The sequence below is a fragment of the Hymenobacter defluvii genome (genome assembly GCF_017589435.1).
Taxonomy (GTDB): Bacteria; Bacteroidota; Bacteroidia; order Cytophagales; family Hymenobacteraceae; genus Hymenobacter; species Hymenobacter profundi.
The window spans coordinates 1-560 of the sequence record NZ_JAGETX010000111.1 but is presented as its reverse complement, the minus strand read 5'-3'; the positions used below and the strand labels follow the sequence as shown (position 1 = coordinate 560).

The window sequence follows — 560 nt, the reverse complement described above, 5'->3', positions numbered from 1 at the left end:
GTCTATTACTTAGTGCAGGGTAATGCTATTCACCCTAATAGCCTAATTGTTCTTGTGCCTCTACTCGTACTAATCATGGGGTTACTGTCCCTGGGCTTGGGTATGATCTTTAGTGCACTGACTACTAAATACCGCGACTTGGCTATGCTGCTGGCATTCGGAGTGCAGTTGCTAATGTATGCCACGCCAGTTATCTATCCGCTGTCCAGTATCACGAATCCCAAATACAAGCTGATCATCATGGCCAATCCCATGAGTTCGATTGTGGAAACGTTCCGTTATGCCTTTCTCGGCTCGGGTACGTTCAGTTGGGCAGCGTTGGCCTACAGCGCAATAGTAACCGTAGTTGTATTGCTAGCGGGTATTATCATCTTCAACCGGGTACAAAAGAGCTTTACCGACACGGTGTAATAGAGTTCACTGTCTCCTTTTCCTAAGAACTCTATACTCGAATAATTCAGAATACACCGATGAGTGACGTTGCTATAAAAGTTGAAAACCTTGGAAAGCTCTACCGCCTCGGCGAGGTAGGTACAGGTACCCTTAGCCAAGATCTGAGC

1 protein-coding gene is annotated in these 560 nt (G+C 46.4%); it reads left to right on the top strand.

The window, feature by feature from the left end:
* Window positions 1-12: 12 nt before the first annotated feature.
* Window positions 13-411 carry an ABC transporter permease gene (locus tag J4D97_RS23220; RefSeq protein WP_347879389.1) on the top strand — a complete coding sequence of 133 codons (399 nt, stop codon included), beginning with the start codon at window positions 13-15 and terminating at the stop codon, window positions 409-411.
* Window positions 412-560 lie beyond the last annotated feature (149 nt).